The following is an 18,891-nucleotide window of genomic DNA, read 5'->3' as shown; positions in this document are numbered from 1 at the left end:
TCCTCCATTTCTAAACCAAAATAACCAATAATATTATTCCAATAACAACTAATATCGATATAAGTACTATCGATGAAATTAAAAACGTCTTCGAATTAATAAAATCTTGCAATGTTCGTTTAGGCAGAATTTTTTTTACATCAAGTGGTTTTTCATAAAATCTATCTGGATGAATACATGTTTTAAGGTCTTCACGCATACTTCACATACTTGCGTATCTACTATTCGGGTCCTTTGCAGTAGCTTTAATAATAATATTAGCAAGAGACTGTGGAACATCAACAATTTTTGTAATATCCGGTATTTGCGAATGCTTTTGTTTGCGCAATGTTTCACTTGCATCTGCCCCACGAAAAGGATAAAATCCAGTCAGCATTTCAAAAAGTAAAATCCCTAATGCATAAATATCGGATTGAATCGTTGGTTTGTTATCTGACATACACAACTCTGGAGCCATATAGTATACTGAACCAATAACTTTCGAATCTTGCGTAAATCTTTGACTGTCTTCACCAAGAGCTAAGCCAAAATCAATAATCTTTATATTTCTATCGCGTGTTACCATAACGTTATTGCTTTTAATATCTCTATGAATTATTTTAAAACTATGAATTTCACCTATACCCTCAGCAATTTGCATAGCATAATTCACAGCAGTTTTAGATATTAATTTACCACCTCTAGATATATTGGTTTTTAAACTATCTCCATCTATAAATTCCATAACTAAATACTGCTCAGTGTCACTAACGTATGAATCAATATATTTCGCAATTCTTGATGAATTAATTGATTTATATAGGGCAATTTCTTGTTTGAATCTTCTTGTAGTTGTTTCTATATCCCCATCTTTTTTAATAACAAAATATTTTAGAGCATATACTTCGCCCGGTTTTTCTAGTGATTCGACCTTAAAAACGTTACTAAAACCACCACTACCAATTGCGGCTAAAATTTTATATTTAGTATAAACATGACTATTTTTGCTTGGTGTCATTTTATCTCCATTCCGAATTTTCTGCTATGACAGCGTAAACTGCAGAAGCATTATCTGTTGAACGATTTTCTAATGCAGTCTCTACCAATGATTTAACTGCTTTTAATGAGTCCAATTCAGATTTTAATGTCAACTCAATTGCGGGTTTTTCGATGAAATTATGTACACCATCACTAGTACATAAAATTCCATAAACACGTTCAATTTCTTGGCTCAAATCAAAAATTTCAATTTTAGTTTTCTTTTGAGGTCCTAATGCCGATGTTAAAGCGGTATTAAATCTGGTCTTTTTAGCTTGTAATTCTGACATGCCTTCTTCTCGAATTAATCGATTATAGAGATTTTGATCAATAGTTATCTGTTTCAAATCGCCTGATTTAGTTAAAACCCATGTTCTAGAATCACCGATATTAAAAATGTATAAAAAATTTAGTTTCGTACTAAAAATTGCGGCTGTTAGCGTAGTCCCCATATCCATCTTAGCTTCATCATTTTCACCTAATTTTTTCATTTCACTTCGGGCCTGTTCAACACAGTCTTTAAATCATTTTGCATATGATGAGATGTCATTTCTTTCCAATGGGATAGATTTTTGAAAATTATCATTGAAAACATTAACAGTGATATTTGAGGCAAACGCTCCCCCAAAATGACCTCCCATACCATCACATAAAATCAGCATACCGCAATCTTTTTTTAGAAAAATACCTGTTTTATCTTGATTTTCAGTTCTAATATTACCTACAACACTCAACTCACCAAAATTATTCATACAACTCTCTCATTAAAAGTTTTTCTATTTCTTCAGCCGCTCTGATTGGATCATCGTTAACAACGTTGTATTTAAAAATATCCTTGTCAGCCAATTCTTCCTGCGCTTTTTTAAGTCTTTTGTTAATATCGGCTTGAGTTTCAGTGTTTCTGCCAATGATTCTGTATTTTAAATCATCAAAAGAAGGCGGTAATATAAATACTGTAATTATGTTATATTTTTCCGTACTTTCTTGATTTTGAAGAATTTGTTTTGCTCCATATGTCTCAATTTCTAGAAAAGGGATTTTATTCTCATTATGTATACGGTCTATTTCACTACACAAAGTACCATAATAGTTATCAAAATGAAAACTATATTCTAATAATTCGTTTTTTTCAATCTTAGATTTAAAATCATCCTTTGAAATAAAAAAATAATGTAAACCGTCAATTTCGCCAACACGAGGACTTCTAGTTGTTGCGGATACAGATAATTTAAGTTTTAACTCCTCTTTAGTAAATAAAATTTGTTCGATTGTACCTTTACCTACTCCACTAGGACCGACAAAGATAATAATAGGTTTCTTTTTAGATTTATCATACATAGTTATAATATTATAGTTAAAATATAAATTAAATGGATAATAAAGATAAAAAATGGTTCAATTTAAAATTGTTTGAGCTTAAAAAGAAGGGACAAAACAATGAAAAAGAGTTTGAAATTTACAAAAATTATAAATACATTTAATTTAGCTTCTATTTCTTCTGTTTTTGTAATTTCTTCATCATGTTCTAATAAAATCAATGATATTTCATCATCGGTGTATAAAAATGAACAGAATTTTAACAGTATTGACGAAAAAAACCAAGTATTACACATAACTAAAAAAGCAGATTTTTTTAATTTTGATTTAAATGACCCGAGCAAAACATACAGCAATATTAATTATTACACTGAAGGTAATGCATCACCCTATATCAAAATAAAAAAATCTCTGCAAGCGTTTAAAAAATACTGGAAAATAGACAAAAACGAAACACCGGGTACAATAAATATCTTAAATAAATATGATGGACCAGACATTACAATCAACGCAGTTAATGATGAAATAATTATAAAAAAATATAGTAAAAATAAACCTCAAGAGGTTGATAATTATGTTGATGTATTTGGTGATCGCATCTTAATTAATAAAAAAGTGTGTGATTTTGGAGTTGATAAGAAAATAAAAACAAGCGAATATGGATTCAAAATACTTGCTTATGAAAATGACATTTTAATACCTTATTACATATTTAATGCCTTGTTTTTGTCGCCTAACTATATTAATTTATATTACGATGGAAGGAAATATCAACTTTTCCAAAAAATTGTAAATTTCGATAATAAAGAATTCGTAAATTTTTTTAATTTCGCTTTTCCTGGAATCCCGCCTTTCAAGGGAATTAGAGAAGACTCTTATAATTCGTTAAAATTTCTTATGAACAATTATTACGGCTTAAATAAGTATTATGAATACACATCATGGGATGCAATGCTTGATAAATATAAGGAGGCGATATTAAATATTAATCCCGATAATTACACAAGGTCATATTTTAATTTCTTCAATAATTTAAATGATTTACATTCTAATATTATTACTCCATCATTATTCAACTATCATATTAAATATCATGAACAAAGCAATAAAAGAAAATTGTATACAAAATTAGATATCGAATTAAAAAATAAACGATCTATGCTCTTAGAGAATAGTACTCAAAACACTAATTTCTTTGGTTATTTGAGAAATAATTTATTTATTTCTTTTGATGAATTTGCTGAAAACATTAATGTAAAAGGACAAAATATTCAATTAAAAAAATTATTTTTATCTTCGATTTTAAACTTAGAAAAGAACAAAGATATCAATAATGTAATTATTGATTTATCAACTAATGGTGGTGGTGACTTATCGATAATGTTATGAATTGCTAAACTACTATCAAAAGATAAGGAAATATCATTCTATAATTATAATGATTTAAATGAATCTCTAATGAAATCTACAATATCAAATACCAAATTCAATAGTGAATACTTAGGGGAAAACTTTACAAAAGCAAAAAATATACTGAAAAGTAAGCAAATAGTTTTATTAGTAAGCAATAACACATTCAGTGCTGCAAATTTGCTCACTTCAATAGTTAAAGATTTTAATTTAGGTTTAATAATTGGCACAAAAACTGGTGGGGGCATGGCCTCAATTATGCCTACTGTTTTGGCTGATGGGACCTCTGTCGCGATATCTTCAAATAACTTATTTTTGAATAAGAATCGTACTCAAATTGAAGATGGAATCGAACCTGACATCAAATTATCATATGAAGATTTTTATAATTTTAGAAAAATCGAAAAAATAATAAACAACTTTCATAATAACGAAATAATCTAATTTCGTTTTTTGGTATTACATATTTCAAGATAATCTCACTCAAAGACATATAAATTAATAAGTAATAGTATATAATTCTAAGTATAATTTAATATTAAATACAATCCATCAAGGAGGCACTATGCCAAGTTTAATAATCTCAATAATCCTTATTGTTGTTTCAGTAATAGTAATTATTGTGTCTTTAATGATGTCTCCAGACTCAAATGGCTTTTCAGGAGCATTGGTTGGTTCTGGTGACTTGGAACTATTTAAAGCATCAAAAGAAAGGGGCGTGAAGAAATTCATGAAGTGAACTATGTTCACCATGGGTGTTTTAATAATCATACTGGCAGTATGTGTTAAAATCTTCACTAAATAATTTATGATAAATACCGAAAAAATATACGAATATATCAAAAACAATCCAAAAACTTCATTTATTCAAATAGCAAAAGGTTTAAAAATACCTGTTTCAAAAAACAAAGAATTAACAACGACATTACGCAAAATGTCGGATGATTTTTTAATTTCTTTGTTCAGAAATCAAACTTTTATTGCATTAGAAAACATTACTAAAGTTACTGGTAAATTAAAATATGCTTCAGAAGGGAAATTTGCATTCGTTGATGTAGTGAGTGATTTAAATCCTGAAGAATATGAATCATTTTTTGTGCCTTCACAATATTTTAATAAAGCCTTGTCTGGAGACACCGTTATACTAAATGTCTACAAATATTTAGATCATAAAGATGAAAAAACTTTTGGTGTAGTTTCATCAATAGTTGAACGTAATAATGACAAAATTAGTGGTGTATTGGAATTATCTGACGGTCAAATAACTTTTAAACCTCTGAAAAAAGAGTTTAAAAATATTAATTTTATAATTAATGAATTCAAGGTCGATGCGCGACTTGACGATTTAGTCATGGCCAAAATTCATTCATATAAGGACCGCAATATTGAAGTGAATATAGTTGAAAAAGTTTCTAATTTATCTGACCCATTATGCTATGTAAAATCGCTTTTATCTGAGCGTGAATTACCAAAATGTTTTGAAGAAAATGTAATAATTGAATCTAACAATATTCCTGACAGCATAGATGAAAAAGGAATGAAAAAACGTGTAGATTTTAGAAACGAATTAGTAGTAACAATTGATGGTGATTCCACCAAGGATTTTGATGATGCCATTTGTGTTAAGAAAATTGATAATAGATATTATGAATTGCAAGTTCACATTGCTGATGTAAGTTATTATGTAACTGAAAACAGTGTAATTGACAAAGAAGCCTTGAAAAGAGGAACTTCCACTTATCTGGCTAACCAAGTTATTCCTATGCTTCCGGAAAAATTGTCTAATGGAATTTGTTCTTTGAATCCTAACGAAGATAGATTCACAATGAGTATCATCATACAAATTGATAATTATGGACACACTATTTCTTCTAAATTAGTCCCTGGTATCATAAACTCAAAATACAGATTAACTTATAATCGTGTAAATGAATTTATTGATGATAAAAAACGTTTTGATGATAATAATTTAAATAAAATGCTAGGTTTAGCTTATGAATTAACACAAAAAATAAGAAATGTTAAAAATGATGAAGGCTACATAGATTTTGAAATTGAAGAACCCAAAATAATTTTTGATCAGGATAACCACGTTGTTGATGTTGTGGTCGATAAAAGTGGAGCAAGCGAGAGAATGATTGAAGACTTTATGGTCAGGGCTAATGAAGAAACTGCAAAAATTCTTGAGGAACATAAAATACCATTACTTTTTCGTGTGCATGAAGCACCTAGTGAAGAGAAAATAAATTACTTCAAACAAGTTATGAACGCTCTGAATATAAAAGTAAAATTAGGTAGCCAAAATATAACTCCTAAATCTTTCCAACAAACAATAGAAAAAATTAAACAACAGAGATTTGATAGTTTTCTACAAATAATGTTTTTAAGAACTATGTCAAAAGCTGTTTATAGTCCCGATAATATAGGACACTTTGGGTTGGCTTCAAAACATTACTGTCACTTTACAAGTCCAATTCGTAGATATCCTGATTTGATCGTGCATAGAGTGATTCGCGAAATTCTTTTAAATAATGATAGAACTAAAATAGAACACATGAATAAGATTCTAGACCAGATAGCTTTACAGACGAGTGAATCTGAACAGAAAGCAATGCAAATTGAAAGAGATACCAATGATCTTTTATATGCTGAATATTTTAGAAATAAAATAGGTCAAAGCTTCAACTGCCAAATCGTAAGCGTTTTAAAATTTGGTATGTTTGTTGAATTCGAAAACAAAACAAACGCTCTAATTCATATTTCAACTATGACTGATGATGAATACTCAATAAATGATGAGGCAACCGAAATTATTGGTGCTAATTCTAAAAATAGATATCGTTTAGGTGACAAAGTTGCAGTAGTTGTTACTAAAACGGACCCGATAAATGGAAAAATTGACGCTTGTTTAGTCAAAAACTATGGCGATTATTTTAAAAACTTAAAAAATAACATAAATAAACCTAAGAAAAATTTAATTAAAAATGGAAAATAGAAAGCTAGTTAAAAATTCGCTAGGTTTTGATTCAAATTTGTATATTTATCAAGATAAGGATATGTTTAATTACTCTGTAGATACAATACTTTTAGGAAATTTTGTATTTATAAACAAGCGTATCACCAATATGCTTGAAATTGGTACCAATAATGGTGCATTAGCTATTTTTATCAGTGAGCGGCACAAAGATTTGAATATTGATGCAATTGAAATTCAATCAAAAGCAGTTGAGTTAGCCAAAAAAAATGTTGAGCTTAATAATAAATCTAATCAAATTAATGTTATAAATGCTGATTTCAATGATTTTTATCAAAATCACACTCGTAATAACCTAACAAAATATCAATCAATAGTAGTTAATCCACCATTTTATCCACCTGAAAATATGAAGGTTAGCAAACACGTTAATGAAGAAACATTAATTGCAACTCACGAAATAAAATTAAATTTAAAACAAATTATTCAAGGGAGTGCAAAAATTGTTGAGCAAAAGGGCTATTTAACTATGGTTATTCCTGTAGAGCGAATTGTTGATTGTTTTCAATACATGCGAGAATTCAAGTTCGAGCCCAAAAGAATACAAATGATAATCCCAAGAGTTAATGATAAACCAAAATTAGTATTAATAGAGGCAAGATATCAAGCGGGTTGGGGCATTCATTTTTTGCCAAATCTTTATCTTCATGATGCTCAAAATAAAATCGATCATGAATATTTACCCGAAATTAAAGAGCTATACAAACCAAAAAAAGTTTAAGGAGAATTATGAATAAGAAAACGTGCTATATTACAACCCCGATTTATTATGTCTCAGGCCCATTACATATCGGACATTTATACTCAACAATAATGGCTCGCACTATTGCAAACTACAAACAAATTATGGGTTACGATGTCAAATTTTTAACAGGTAGTGACGAACATGGACAAAAAATCCAAAACAAAGCCGAAAAATTAAACAAGAACCCCCAACAATTTGTTGACGAATTAGTTTTTACTTATAAAGAAATGTGAGAAAAATGAGATATTCATTTTGATTATTTCTCAAGAACAACAAACACACATCACGAATTAGTTGTAAAGAAAATATTTTCTTGATTTTTAGAAAAAGGATTTATTTATAAAGATAAATACGAAGGTCTATATTCAGTTGAAGATGAAGAATTTTTAACAGAAGCACAAGCACTGGAAATCGAAGGAAAATATTATCACCCAACTTCAAAACATGAGCTTATTCGTATGTCTGAAGAAAGCTACTTTTTTAAAATATCTCAAATGCAACCATGATGAGAGAGTTATGTTCAGGAAAATAAAGACTTTTTAATCCCGAGCAAAACTTACAATGAAATAATGTCAAATTTTGTTAATGAAGGATTAGAAGATTTGTCGGTTACTAGAACCAATGTAAAATGAGCAATACCTATTAATGAGGAACCAAATCATACATTATATGTTTGACTTGATGCTTTATTCAACTATGTTACTGCTTTAAAATTTGATTTAACAAACCCCGGAGAAGATTATCGTAAATACTGAGAAAATGGTAACGAAATTATTCATATTTTAGGTAAAGAAATCTCTAGATTCCACTTCATTTATTGACCTATGTTTTTAAAAGCTATGAATATGAAATTGCCAACCAATATAATGAGTCATGGTTTATTAAGAGACAAAGATGGACGCAAAATGTCTAAATCTCTAGGAAATGCTATCGAACCAGAATATCTTTTGAAAAATTATCACCCAGAAATGGTCAAGTATTACTTTGCTAGTCAAATAATTTTTGGTGAAGACGGAAATTTCAGTGAAGATAAACTTAAGGAAATGGTCAACGCTGACTTAGTGAATAATTTTGGAAATTTAATATCCAGAACACTTAAAATGACCTCAAACTCATTTGAAAATGGCACCGTATATAAAAGTTCAGATAACGAAATCCATTTAAATATTGAGCAATCAATCTTATCGTTTGATACCGAATTTTCAGTACTTATGGATGAATTTAAAATTGATAAAGCATTTAAGAAAATGGTCGAATTAAGTTCAAAATTAAACAAATATATTGATGAAACCACACCATGAAAACTAACAGATAATTTAGAAGAATTAAATTTAATTTTAAATAGATTATTAAATGGTATATACTCAATTAGTTGGGCTTTACAAATTGTTATGCCACGAAAAATTGAGGAAGTTGCAAGCGCATTAAATGTTAATAGATTTAACAAAGACAAATTACATGATTTCAAAAAATTTGATAATATCAAACCTATTGAGAAATTTATGTTCTTTTCAAGATTAAAATAAAATGGAGGAAATATGATTTACATAGTTTCAAAAGAAATAAAAATTAAAAAAGAATCCAAGGATGAATTCAATAAATTTATCAAGGAATGAATATACAAATCTAAACAACAAGAATTGAATTTATCAATAGATGGTTTTTGAGTTGCTGATAAATTCTTGATTTTTGAGCGTTGAAGTTCAGAAGAAAGTTTTTTGAAATTCACTAAATTGCCTGAATATAAAGAATTTTTGACAACAATTGAATCTTTTGGTACAGAACCATTAAAAGTAAAGAAATTCAAGACTATAATTTAACTAAAAATAAAAAAACGTGTATATTCGCTATACACGTTTTTTTTAATTATTGAGTTTAATTATCAATTGATTTTAAATCTTTAATTTTTGCCAATGCATTTACTTTTGAGGCATTTTTTATTTTTTCTTTTTGTTTTTTTCAAACCATTAAAGAAATTGTTGCACTGATAGGGAATAAAAACTGAAATGCACCAATGTTCCAATCATTTGCATAAAATATCCTATGTTTATAATAGATTACTCCTAACGGGATTGCAATTACATGCAGTAACACAGATACAATTAAAAAACACAATATCAGTTTTAAAAATGTATAAGCAAGTTCTTTTTGTGGAGCACCATCATTTTTAGCATTAACTACTGCAACAATAAATAATACTAGTAACAATATTGCTGAAATAATAAATGCAAAAATAGATAGTGTAGTCACTGTTCAAAAGGATATTTTTTTGATTTTCATAAACTTATAAACTTGTTAACTCTTTCTCTTTCTCGGTGGTCATTTTATTAATAATTTCCACTTTTGCATCGACATGTTTTTGGATAACATCTTGATATCTTTTTTGTTCATCTTCACTTAATTCTTCATCAGTTTTAATTGCCTTCATGGCATCTTGACGAGCGTTTCTTACGCCTATTTTTGCTTGTTCAGTATATTTCGCAAGACTTTTAACTAATTCTTTTCTTCTTTCAGAAGTCAAGGCAGGAAATGTTAAACGAACTTGATTACCTTCATCAACTGGCTGTACACCCAAATTAGCTGCTAAAATAGCTTTACAGATATCTTTAACTGATGATATATCAAATGGTTTTACAAGTAATTGAGCGGGTTCTGGTACTGATATGCTGGCTAATTCTTCAAGCGCAGTTAGTGTACCATAGTAGTCAATTTTAACACCCTTAATTAGTTGAGGGTTAGCGCGTCCTGTCGAAATTTTCGATAATTCAAAACCGTAATGATGAATAGCTTTTGTAGCAGTTTCTTCAAAATTCAATAAATATAAATCTAATTCCATTATTTAGTTACCTCCGTTAATTCAATTGTTCCTTCGATTGCTCTTAAAATTGCATCGGCTTCTTGGATATCAAAAACTATTAATCCAATATTATTATCTCTAGCCATTGATGTTGCCGTTAAATCCATAACTTGTAATTTTCTTTCAAGAATTTCATCATATGTTATGACATCAAATTTCTTCGCATTTGGATTATATTTTGGATCTGAATCATAGATGCCTTTAACTCCGTTTTTACCCATAAGTATTACGTCAGCCCCTATTTCAGATGCGCAAAGCGTTGCAGCAGTATCTGTCGTGAAGTAAGGTCTACCTGTTCCACCGGCAAAAATTACTACCTCACCATTTTCTAAATATTTTATAGCTTTTTCATTAATGTAATATTCAGCCACTCTTTGGTCTATATTAAGAGAAGATTGGACTCTAGTTTTTAATCCTATTTCTTCAAAACCACTCTGCAATGCTAAACCGTTCATGATTGTAGCAATCATTCCAATATAGTCAGCTCTATTGCGAGGAATGCCGTTTTTCTCGGCGCTAGCACCTCTTCAAAAGTTGCCTCCACCAATTACAACGCTAACTTGAATTCCTTTTTCGACAATTTTTTTCAACTGACGAGCAATGTTTTCAACTAAAGCGTAATCAATTGCTAAACTTTTTGACTTATTTGCTAAACCTTCACCCGAAAGCTTAACGAGTATTCTTTTGTATTTCATAATTAGTATTACTCCCTATTAATTAATTATCAATATTATAAAGTAATTTGTACTTAAACTTAAATCTTACTATAAAATATTGTTGTTTTTTCCAAAATACAGATATTTGAATAGTTTAAGGAAAATAAAAATAGGGATTGTTTCATAAAATGTGTTTTAGCATTTTAAATTAATATGTATATTAATGTATAATTATTTAATAAAGAGGAAAACATGAAAAAAAGCAATATAGAAATGACAGGTGACCATGTAAACCCAGTCATTAAAAATTTGGTTGACCAACTAAAAAAACATGAAAACAAAGTCACAAATCACCCACCAATTGAGACAAGAGAATATAGAGATTATAAAAAAATCATTGAAATAAAAAATTTAACAAAGTCATTCAAAATAAAAGGGGGCAAACTGCTTGCCGTCAATGGCATGAGTTTAAATTTTTACAAAGGTTTAAATACCGCCTTATTAGGATCAAACGGTGCAGGTAAAACCACCACGGTTGAAATGGTGGTTGGAATTTCAAAACCAACATCGGGAGTCATAAATTATCTTTTTGATGGTATAGTCAACAACAAAATGGATGCATCGAAAATAGGTATTCAATTTCAGGATTCGTCATATCCACAAGGTTTAACGGTACTGGATGTTATAAATTCAGTTAATAAAATATATGGTGCAAAAACATCAGGAAGGGAATTACTATATCTGACTAAGGTGTTTGGAGTTGATGAGTTCTTATCAAATAAGGCTGCTTCACTTTCTGGTGGCCAACACCAACGTCTTAATGCCTTGCTGGCAATTATAAATAAACCTGAACTAGTTATTTTGGACGAGTTGAGTACTGGATTGGATTTAAAAATTAAAACTAGATTGATAAATTTCATTAAGGAATATGTGAAGGAAATTAATTCAACATTATTAATTATTTCTCATGATATTAGAGAAATTGAGCAACTAGCAGACAGGATTGTAATAATGAACAAAGGAAAAGTAGTTTACGACCAGACAAAAGAAGAGACTATTCAAATTTATGGGTCTCTCGGTGCTTGTTTAGACGAATTTATTTAGGAGTATCATGAAGATTTGAGCGATAAACAATAAGGAAAAAAATCCTTTTAAAAAATCAATAAACCACAAATCAGATAATACGTTTTGAGGTATCATTCAGATAATTAATAAACACTTCTGAAAAGCCTTTGTTGGTCCTTTTTTTGCTTTTTGTTACCCAATAGTTTTCACAATAATTCTTGGTACTATTTTTAGTTATGAAATAATCATTGCCGCCACTTTTTCAATCGGACCTCTTGCAATCGCTTGTGTTGCGTTGCCAACTGCTTTATTTGAATTTAAAAAGTCAACTTTATTGAAAAGGATTGGAGCAACGAACATAAAACCAATAAACTTTTTATTAGTAATTGCATGTTATTACTTCTTAATAATGATTTTTTCAGGTCTTTGAACAGGGTTAGTCAGCTTAGCATTTTTTGGAAGTCGATATTTTAACGAAGGTAAAGAACTGTATTCTGTAGCCTTAGGAAGCGAAAACATTATTGTTCGTTTGTCCTCAATTAAAGATTTGTTTACAAGAATCCACTGAGGTGGTTATGTATATAGTTTCATAGTTTTAACAATGGTTTCTCTAGCTGTTGGATTATTCTTGGTATCGATTTCTAAATCCATTTTGATGATTCAAGCAATTGGGTCGACCTTATTAATACTGACAATGTTTTTATCTGGACAAGTTCTTCCGCTTGCGCAGATTGCGGGTGTAAAAACCATGTGATACTTATCATATTTAACGCCATTTAAGTCTCCAATAGTTCAAAACACAATGGCATTTCAAGGCGCAGCACATACATCTCAGTTATTTTATGTAAACAATACAAGTCATGCTTTAAACAATAATTTATATTCTTATAGTGAATATGAAACACTATTAAAAAGTATGAGCAATTTTACAAAATCGCTTAGTTATAATATTAATGAGCAAAATCAAGCCATTAACCCAAATCTAACATTGGATAAATTTGTTATTACCATGAATGGATTTGACCAAAATACAGTAACTTCAATCGAGTATGGAAAATATAACATTTTTAATGCTAATGAGGTGTACGGCACAGTAAATGCATTAAACGGGTCATACTCAGCTAACACAACTTTTGAGTCTTTATTGAAATACAGTATTGATAAACAACTAAATATATTATTAGATACAAATTCAACACCAAAACAAATTGAAGAAGCCAAAGGATTTTTAACAATGCTTGTAATGAAAGCTCCCACTTCACAAGCAAACCTTTTGGAAAATCTTAAATGAGTAAATGAAATCAATAATATTGCTCCAGGTTCTAATTTAGCAGAATTATCAACCACATGAGTTAATAATGCTCTTAATAACGAAGTATTAAAACAATACTCAGATAAGTTTGTTCAAATTAGTGGTTCGTACTTAAACGATGATTCAATAATAAGAATTGGAACCAAAACAGAAAACATATTAAACTTTGTTTTACCATATGCTTGGTCAATCGTGTTATTGGCCTCAGCACAGAAATCATTTACATGAAACACAAGATAGGAGAATAATGAAGAAAAACACCCTTTTTGAACGTATAATTCCTGGAATTATCATTGCGGTGGTATTTTTAGGTACATTGATACCTTTATCAATATTCTCTTATGATTACCAAATTTCCAGAATATTATCCTTTGTATTAATTTATGTAATATTTTTAACTTGTAGTTGGGAATACTTTCACGCTCAAAGATTAAAATGATATTGAGCTGTTACATTGTCATTACTTGTTTCAATTGTTGTATTTATTCCAATTAAAGATATAACAATCCCATGAATGACTAATTCAAGAATAGATAATCTTTACCCACCATACCCTGATAAAGTAGTTCAATTAATGTACTATATGAAACTAATTGCTATCGAACCCATAATCGTAATAATGGTTATACTGATCGCTTTAGCATTCATGATTATTGAATTATTCACTCGTAAATTCATCAAATCAATTGACCGTTTCGCGAGATTTATATTCGCATTGGCAACCATTTATATTTTGGCGATATTCACAAAAGTTATGCAAGGTTTTTTGGTGTATGATTGAAAATATTGAGTGGCTATAGGATTGATTTCAGCCGGCTCAGACACATTTGGATTTTTGTTTGGAAAACTCCTAGGCAAAAAATATTTTTCTAAGGCATTTTCTCCAACAATTTCACCAAATAAAACATGAGAAGGTTTTATTGGTTCAGAAGTTTGCGGTGCAATAATTGCAGCTATTTCTGTATTTAGTTTGGACTTATTTGATTCAATATCTATAAAAATTGTCTTTTCTTTAATTGCACCTCTATTTGCAGTTGCCGGTGATTTATATTTTTCTTACATTAAAAGAATCAATGGTATAAAAGATTATTCAAAACTATTACGAGGTCATGGAGGATTATTAGATAGAATAGACAGTATAAGTTTTATAACTATTTTGATGTTTTTATTTATTTTAATAAATCGTTTCACATTAACTGCCTAAACTTTTATGGTTACATTAAAAAATATCAGTGCTGAGCTGATATTTTTTATTATTTTGCTTTATTGTTAGAACCAAATTCGAAAATTTTCTCTTTAGTTACTAACTTCATCGCTTCAATACTGTTAGCTAATAATTTTCTAGGGTCATAATTTTTACCCTCTAAATCTTTGTTAGAAACAATAAAATTTCTTAATGCTTCATGGAAAGCTAATTGCAGTTCAGTATTAACATTTATTTTAGCAATACCCAGTTTTATTGCCCGAGCCACTTGATCTTTTGGAATACCTGAACCACCATGTAAAACTAATCCAATTTTACAAATTGTAGATAAGTTTTCTAAATGGTTAAAATCTAACGATTTTCATGTTGAAGGATATTTACCATGAATATTGCCAACACCCGCTGCCAACATATCGATTCCTAATTGTGTCATTTTTAAAGCTTCCACAGTGTCGGCTAATTCACCAGACCCAATAATGCCGTCTTCTTCTCCGCCAATAGTCCCAACTTCAGATTCAACACTGACATCAAACTCTTTAGCGTATTCTACAACTTGTTTTGTTGATTCGTAATTCGTTTCAAAAGGCATGCTTGAACCATCAAACATGACAGAACTAAATCCGGCATCAATAGCTTTAAAACAGCCTTCTTTCGTCCCGTGGTCCAAATGTAAGACAATAGGTACAGTAATATTAAGGTCTCCTAAAAGACCTTTGACCATATTACAAACTGTTTTATAACCACCCATGTATTTAACAGCACCTTCACTTACACCAATGATTAATGGCGATTTAAATTCTTGTGCTGTTAATAATACAGCCTTTGCTCATTCCAAATTATTAATATTAATGTGCGGTATAGCATACTGGTTTTTGTATGCATCCGCAATCATTTTTTTAGCATTTGCAAATTTCATATTAAACTTCGAAACCAGGTCTAATTGTTCATTGACCTTTTGCATTTCTTAAAAAGTTAGAATCAACTGTTAGAAGGCGGTATAGTTCACCTAATTTGTTGACACGGATTGCGTCATATTCTTTGTCTTTTTCGTCAGCTTCGACTTCTCATTTCTCTTTCAATTCTTTTTCAACTTTATCAAATAAAAAGTTAAACTCGACATATTTACCATCCTTACAATGGTCATATGCAATTTGCGATACAACATCTAGCATTGTTTTCATAAATTCCTCCAATTTATTGTATATAGTTTCATATTATATATGGAAACATTATTTTATTAATTTATATTTCATATTTATGTTTTATATAGTTGTCTTAGTGTTTTATCATAGACCAATATTCACTAGCCCCGTTCTATAAAGAATCGACAACATTACAATAATTACAGTCGAAACAGATAAAAACAAGGTTGCTCAAATAAATTTATTCATTGACTCTATCTAAAATATAAAATTGCAGACTAGCTGCAATTAATTATTATTTAGATCAAGGAATACTGATTAGTCCATAAGCGTGTAAAACCAACACGATAATGCATAAAATCGCGATTACAAACACAACTGATAATAGTCAATATGTAATTTTAGATCATTGAGTTCTTTCAACAAAATGTCTGTATATTGTACGCATTTGAGCAGGTTTAGCTTTAAAACCTCTAATAACACTTGTTACTTCACTAGATTCAGAATCTCCCTCACGTAATAAATAAGTTACTACAACTGAATCATCTGTTCATTTAACTGATGTTGGAACAAATTCGTATTTTGTTTCCGCTTTAACATCATCAAGTGAAACCTCAGATGGTAATTTAGTTTCTTTTTCTTCGATGTAAACTGTTAACTCATTAACTTCTTTATTTAGGTCTACTGTTGGTTTTTGAACCTTAGGTTCGGGTTTTGGTTCAACAACCGGTTCGGGTTTTGGTTCGGGTTTTGGTTCAACTTTTTTAGTTTTAACAGGTGTAACATCAATAAGTTTTTCTCTATTAATGAATTCAATTGCATCTTCATCTTTAACATTTTCTTGAGTTACCCTCTCAATCATAATAGCTGTTTTTTCAGGAGTTGCAGAACCTCTAAATGCACCATCCTTGTGGAATCATACTCTTGAATTTCCTTCCAATGTAAACGCAATTCTGTTGAATTCATTAACCCCTTCTTTAAAGGTCTTGAAGTTTATCAGTTCATCTACTTTTGCTCTTTTTAAATTGAATGAAATATTTCTATTTTCATCGTATTTTTCTGATAGATAAAATCTATTCAATTTTGGTTTTTTTGTTTCTTGTGTTGACATAATATTTCCCTTCATGTTAAATATATATATAAATAATACCAAATATAATAAATTTATTATATATTTATTGATTTTTTTCCGTTTTTAATTGAATTTTTATTGAAATACGCACGTTTTTGCGGGAAATTTGTATTTTCGTTAACCCTCAGTACGAAATATTGATAATTTTACGGTTTCAATTCTGTAACGTGTATTTTAAGAAAATAAATGATTGTTCGGGCCCGAACAATCATTTAATAATAGTTAGTTACTTTATTTAGCGGTATTTGTAAAATCAAAAATACCAGTAATTGTTAAAGCTGCCAAAACAATAGCAACAATTAGCAATATAATTGCAAAACTTAATAAAGTATAAATTCTTTTTTGTCTAGGATCAACAAAAACTAATTCGTGGTCTTTATTTAAAAGATCTTTTTCAATAATATATGTTAATGAATCTTTTACAGGCACGTTAACCTTGTCTAAATCATCTAAAACTAGTTTAAATTCTTCTTTTGATAGACTACCAATAGTTTTTTTGTTTTTAAATATTCAAGTTCTTGCATCTTGATCTTGAGATTGCGCAACTAGTGTTTCGTATAGATCTGATAGCGATTCAAAACTAATACACTCGCCAGTTAAAGCGTTTTCAAGAGTAAAAATTTGAGTATCTTTTGATTTATCCTCATAAACAAAAAATTTCTTTAAATTTACTGAGCTCATATTATTCCTTTCTTTATAGGATGTCTTAATTATAGCACTTAATATTAATTATAATAGATTTATGGTTATCTAAACTTGGTTAAAACTACACGAAAATGTGTATTTTTGTAAATATTAATCTAAAAGTACGGTTTAAAATGAATAATTTCGACATTTTTATCTTTTATTACTTTTTTTTATTTTTTTTATTATAATGTTATTGCAAATGGCGAATGTGGTGAAGTGGTTAACACAGCGGGTTGTGGTCCCGTCATGCGAGGGTTCGAATCCCTTCATTCGCCCCATTTTTTTTATACTTTTTTTAAAAAATAATAACCAATTCAATTATATAAATATAATTTATGTATGGAATTAATCAATTACGAAGTTAAAAAATCGCGGTTCTATAGCATTTGTATACCGATCAACTCAAAAGACGAAATTAAAAATCATTTAAAAGAGTTAAAGGATGAACATAAAAAATCTACTCATATTTGTTATGGGTATCTTTTTATTGATAATGGGGTTATAAATGCAGGCTTCGATGATGACAGAGAACCAAACGGGACTGCCGGTAGACCCATTCGTGATTTATTGATTAAAACTAAAATGGAAAATCTTGTTATTTTTGTAATTAGATATTTTGGTGGAGTTAAACTTGGTGCCGGAGGTTTGGTTCGTGCATATATTAAAAGTGCTAATCTTGCTCTGCAAAAATATAGAGAAGGTGTTTAATGATTGCAGTCATAGGAAAAATTGGTGTGGGAAAAACTACTTTTCTCAAAAATTTAGATATAGATCAAGAAAGAATTTTCTATTGTGATGAATTTATTGCAAAAAATTACCTAAAAAATGGGATTTTTTACCATGAAATTAAAGAAAAAATAGGTGATTTCTTGCTTGATGAAAAAGGTGTTTCTAAATCAAAAATTCTTTGATGATTAGACCAAGATAAAAGAAATATAGATAAATTGGAAAAAATCATATTTCCAAAAATTTTTGAAGCATTAAAAAATGGGAAATTTCTAATTGTTGAAATACCAGTTCTTGTTAATAAAAATTGTAATTTTTTGACTTTGTTTTCTTTGATTTTATGCTTATCAACAAATGAACAAAAACGTCAAAAAAATTTACAAAAAAGAAATGTGGATAACTTAACTCTAAAACAATTAGATGGAAAAAATAACCCAAAAAAGGCTATAAAATCACTTTTTGGTAAGAAACCAATTGTGGATATCTATATGTGAAACTTCGATTCCACACAACAAAATAAAAAAATTTTTGAAATACTTTCTCTAATAAAATAAAATGTTGTTACCAACCCAAAAATCGGGTTAATT

Annotated in this window: 21 protein-coding genes and 1 tRNA gene; 12 read left to right on the top strand and 10 right to left on the bottom strand. The window is 29.2% G+C overall.

Annotated features, from left to right (window positions below; translation table 4 throughout):
• Positions 1 to 10 precede the first annotated feature (10 nt).
• From KQ878_RS01640 to gmk, 3 genes are read right to left on the bottom strand one after another with little or no spacing between them, the layout of a single operon-like run.
• The gene (locus KQ878_RS01640) at positions 11 to 997 is read right to left on the bottom strand and encodes a serine/threonine-protein kinase (RefSeq protein ID WP_216505374.1); all 987 of its coding nucleotides are present in this window, start codon (positions 995 to 997) and stop codon (positions 11 to 13) included.
• Between the two features lies 1 nt (position 998).
• A complete protein-coding gene (locus tag KQ878_RS01635) occupies positions 999 to 1,769 on the bottom strand; it encodes a PP2C family protein-serine/threonine phosphatase (protein WP_216505373.1) in 771 nt (256 codons plus the stop codon).
• Entirely contained in the window at positions 1,762 to 2,355 is a 594-nt protein-coding gene (gmk, locus tag KQ878_RS01630; RefSeq protein ID WP_216505372.1) for a guanylate kinase, read from the bottom strand. Before gmk ends, KQ878_RS01635 begins: the two co-directional genes overlap by 8 nt.
• 99 nt (positions 2,356 to 2,454) lie before the next feature.
• On the opposite strand from gmk, the gene KQ878_RS04370 reads away from it, so the two are divergent.
• From KQ878_RS04370 to KQ878_RS01600, 6 genes are all read left to right on the top strand, one after another.
• Entirely contained in the window at positions 2,455 to 4,188 is a 1,734-nt protein-coding gene (locus KQ878_RS04370; RefSeq protein ID WP_216567803.1) for a S41 family peptidase, read from the top strand.
• 121 nt (positions 4,189 to 4,309) lie between these two features.
• A complete protein-coding gene (gene secG, locus KQ878_RS01620; protein WP_216505370.1) occupies positions 4,310 to 4,549 on the top strand; it encodes a preprotein translocase subunit SecG in 240 nt (79 codons plus the stop codon).
• 3 nt (positions 4,550 to 4,552) lie between these two features.
• On the top strand, positions 4,553 to 6,739 hold the full coding sequence (rnr, locus tag KQ878_RS01615) for a ribonuclease R (protein ID WP_216567802.1): 2,187 nt from the start codon (positions 4,553 to 4,555) through the stop codon (positions 6,737 to 6,739).
• Positions 6,729 to 7,499, top strand: coding sequence for a tRNA1(Val) (adenine(37)-N6)-methyltransferase (locus KQ878_RS01610; protein ID WP_216567801.1), 771 nt, complete (start codon positions 6,729 to 6,731; stop codon positions 7,497 to 7,499). Before rnr ends, KQ878_RS01610 begins: the two co-directional genes overlap by 11 nt.
• Positions 7,500 to 7,507: 8 nt before the next feature.
• Positions 7,508 to 9,049, top strand: a complete 1,542-nt coding sequence (gene metG, locus KQ878_RS01605; RefSeq protein WP_216567800.1) for a methionine--tRNA ligase — start codon at positions 7,508 to 7,510, stop codon at positions 9,047 to 9,049.
• 12 nt (positions 9,050 to 9,061) lie between these two features.
• Positions 9,062 to 9,343, top strand: a complete 282-nt coding sequence (locus KQ878_RS01600) for a putative quinol monooxygenase (protein ID WP_216505366.1) — start codon at positions 9,062 to 9,064, stop codon at positions 9,341 to 9,343.
• A gap of 55 nt (positions 9,344 to 9,398) precedes the next feature.
• Here KQ878_RS01600 and KQ878_RS01595 read toward each other — a convergent pair whose 3' ends face one another.
• From KQ878_RS01595 to pyrH, 3 genes are read right to left on the bottom strand one after another with little or no spacing between them, the layout of a single operon-like run.
• On the bottom strand, positions 9,399 to 9,803 hold the full coding sequence (locus KQ878_RS01595; RefSeq protein WP_216567799.1) for a hypothetical protein: 405 nt from the start codon (positions 9,801 to 9,803) through the stop codon (positions 9,399 to 9,401).
• A 4-nt stretch (positions 9,804 to 9,807) separates the two neighbouring features.
• Positions 9,808 to 10,359, bottom strand: a complete 552-nt coding sequence (gene frr, locus KQ878_RS01590) for a ribosome recycling factor (protein WP_216567798.1) — start codon at positions 10,357 to 10,359, stop codon at positions 9,808 to 9,810.
• Positions 10,359 to 11,075 (bottom strand): UMP kinase, encoded by a 717-nt coding sequence (gene pyrH, locus KQ878_RS01585; RefSeq protein WP_216505363.1) that lies wholly within the window; start codon positions 11,073 to 11,075, stop codon positions 10,359 to 10,361. Before pyrH ends, frr begins: the two co-directional genes overlap by 1 nt.
• A gap of 213 nt (positions 11,076 to 11,288) precedes the next feature.
• Here pyrH and KQ878_RS01580 point away from each other — a divergent pair, with 213 nt between their 5' ends.
• Genes KQ878_RS01580 through KQ878_RS01570 form a run of 3 tightly spaced genes read left to right on the top strand, consistent with a single transcriptional unit; the run spans position 11,289 to position 14,617 of the window.
• Positions 11,289 to 12,140, top strand: a complete 852-nt coding sequence (locus KQ878_RS01580; RefSeq protein ID WP_246526026.1) for an ABC transporter ATP-binding protein — start codon at positions 11,289 to 11,291, stop codon at positions 12,138 to 12,140.
• Between the two features lie 7 nt (positions 12,141 to 12,147).
• Positions 12,148 to 13,653, top strand: coding sequence for an ABC transporter permease (locus tag KQ878_RS01575; protein WP_216505362.1), 1,506 nt, complete (start codon positions 12,148 to 12,150; stop codon positions 13,651 to 13,653).
• Positions 13,654 to 13,660: 7 nt separating this feature from the next.
• Positions 13,661 to 14,617, top strand: a complete 957-nt coding sequence (locus KQ878_RS01570) for a phosphatidate cytidylyltransferase (RefSeq protein ID WP_216567797.1) — start codon at positions 13,661 to 13,663, stop codon at positions 14,615 to 14,617.
• 49 nt (positions 14,618 to 14,666) lie between these two features.
• On the opposite strand, the gene fba is transcribed toward KQ878_RS01570, so the two are convergent.
• The 4 genes from fba to KQ878_RS01550 form a co-directional block, all read right to left on the bottom strand.
• Positions 14,667 to 15,533, bottom strand: coding sequence for a class II fructose-1,6-bisphosphate aldolase (fba, locus tag KQ878_RS01565; RefSeq protein ID WP_216505360.1), 867 nt, complete (start codon positions 15,531 to 15,533; stop codon positions 14,667 to 14,669).
• 1 nt (position 15,534) lies between these two features.
• Complete coding sequence (rpoE, locus tag KQ878_RS01560; protein WP_216505359.1) at positions 15,535 to 15,798, bottom strand: DNA-directed RNA polymerase subunit delta; 264 nt, start codon at positions 15,796 to 15,798, stop codon at positions 15,535 to 15,537.
• Positions 15,799 to 16,054: 256 nt separating this feature from the next.
• Positions 16,055 to 16,870, bottom strand: coding sequence for a hypothetical protein (locus KQ878_RS01555; protein ID WP_216505358.1), 816 nt, complete (start codon positions 16,868 to 16,870; stop codon positions 16,055 to 16,057).
• 252 nt (positions 16,871 to 17,122) lie between these two features.
• Entirely contained in the window at positions 17,123 to 17,572 is a 450-nt protein-coding gene (locus KQ878_RS01550) for a hypothetical protein (protein ID WP_216505357.1), read from the bottom strand.
• Between the two features lie 208 nt (positions 17,573 to 17,780).
• Between KQ878_RS01550 and KQ878_RS01545 the strand changes: the two genes are divergently transcribed.
• The 3 genes from KQ878_RS01545 (at position 17,781) to KQ878_RS01535 (ending at position 18,858) form a co-directional block, all read left to right on the top strand.
• Positions 17,781 to 17,856, top strand: a tRNA-His gene (locus tag KQ878_RS01545).
• Between the two features lie 61 nt (positions 17,857 to 17,917).
• Positions 17,918 to 18,286, top strand: a complete 369-nt coding sequence (locus KQ878_RS01540) for an IMPACT family protein (protein WP_216505356.1) — start codon at positions 17,918 to 17,920, stop codon at positions 18,284 to 18,286.
• Complete coding sequence (locus tag KQ878_RS01535; protein ID WP_216505355.1) at positions 18,286 to 18,858, top strand: dephospho-CoA kinase; 573 nt, start codon at positions 18,286 to 18,288, stop codon at positions 18,856 to 18,858. The genes KQ878_RS01540 and KQ878_RS01535 overlap by 1 nt, the downstream gene beginning before the upstream one ends.
• Positions 18,859 to 18,891: the final 33 nt, after the last annotated feature.

It is taken from the genome of Mycoplasma zalophidermidis, from assembly GCF_018913985.1.
In the GTDB taxonomy this organism is placed as follows: Bacteria; Bacillota_I; Bacilli_A; order Mycoplasmatales; family Metamycoplasmataceae; genus Mycoplasmopsis; species Mycoplasmopsis zalophidermidis.
Note: the sequence above shows the minus strand (reverse complement) of the source record. Positions and strands in the feature narration are given on the sequence as shown.